The 1,499-nt window shown below is 63.0% G+C and carries 2 protein-coding genes; both read left to right on the top strand.

All coding sequences use genetic code 11. The annotated features are described in order from the left end of the window. The coding region (locus tag AC4FAH_RS14115) for an MmgE/PrpD family protein (protein WP_490246265.1) at window positions 1–693 on the top strand (693 nt) is incomplete at its 5' end. 147 nt (window positions 694–840) lie between these two features. Next, window positions 841–1,499 (top strand): nitrilase-related carbon-nitrogen hydrolase (locus AC4FAH_RS14110; RefSeq protein ID WP_490246264.1); only part of this gene is annotated, 659 nt, incomplete at its 3' end.

Below are 1,499 nucleotides of genomic sequence, written 5' to 3'. Positions count from 1 at the left end.
GCGATGACCGGCATCTCGGCGGCGTTGCTGGCGGAAGATGGTTTCACCGGAGCGCCAGCCTTGACGGTCACGGCGCCGGAGGTTGCTGCGCTGTGGCAGGACCTCGGCCAGCGTCATTATCTGTTCGAGCAGTACTTCAAGGCCTATCCTGTGTGTCGCTGGGCGCAGCCGGCAGTGGAGGCAGTACTGTCATTGGCAGGCGCCGTGGCTGAGCCTGACGACATCACGCGTATCGAGATCATCACCTTCCATGAGGGCAAGCGGCTGCATGTCATGCACCCCGACACCACGGAGCAGGCGCAATACAGTCTGCCGTGGTCGGTCGCCTGTGCCCTGGGGCGGGGCAGCGTGGATGTGGAAGGTGTTTGCGATGCCCTTGACGATGACGGGCTCAAGGCTCTGGCGAGCAAGGTGGTCATCGAGGAGGATGCCGTATTCAATGCCCGTTTCCCCGCCGAGCGCTGGGCTCGTGCGCGAATCGTGCTGAAAAGTGGCGAGGTGCTGGAAAGCGCAGACCATGAAGCATTGGGCAATCCGGACAAGCCGCTGACGGATGCTCAGGTGCTGGCCAAATATCGGGCCCTGGCGGAGCCGGTGCTGGGAGACCGCGCGGCCAGGTTGCGGGATGTCGTGATGGACCTGGAGTCACGGCCGGTCTCCGAGCTGCTGGCGCTTCTGGGCGCACCGGCTTGAACATGGCGGCCGCGGCTGACATTCTGCGCGGCGCTTGATTCTCATTGGCATGCTTCCTGGCCTTTCGCTTGGTTTTCTACCTGACTCTGACCCTGCCCCTGGCTTCTGCTGTTCGTTGCCTTCTCTTTTCATTATCGAGACTTGTCCATGCACCATCAAGATCACCTGCGCGTTGGCGCGGCCCAGATTAACGCCAGCCTCGGCGATATTGAGGCCAACCTGGAACGTCATCTCGACATCATCCATCAGGCGCGGGATGTCGATCTGGACCTGCTGGTCTTCCCTGAGCTGTCGCTGACGGGGTATGGCATGGGTAGCCGGGTCATTGATCTGGCCTTTCCGCCGCATGACCCGCGCTTGCTGATGCTCGCGCGTGCCGCGGGCGACATGCAGCTGGTAGTGGGCTTTGTCGAGGAGGCCAGTCCGGGGGAGTACTACAACGCCCTGGCGATTCTGCAGCACGGCGCGCTGCAGGCCGTGCATCGCAAGCTGAACCTGCCGACCTACGGCGGGCTGGAGGAGGGCAAGCTGTTCACCCACGGCAGCGACTTGACCCAGAACGATGTGCGCGAAGGCTGGTCGGCCACCTCACTGATCTGCGCGGACCTGTGGAATCCGGGCCTGGTGCACGCCGCCATGCTCGCGCGTCCCACCGTGCTGTGTGCGCCGATCAATTCGGCCTCGGGCATCGTCAGCGATGATTTCTCCAACGAGCAGAACTGGGCGATCAACCTCCAGTTCTATGCCATGACCTACGGCACGCCGGTCATCATGGCCAATCGCTTCGGGCCGGAAGGCGGCAGTCA

The sequence above is a fragment of the Cobetia sp. genome (assembly GCF_983723665.1).
The sequence above is the reverse complement of the archived record's forward strand: the minus strand, read 5'-3'. Positions and strand labels throughout refer to the sequence as shown.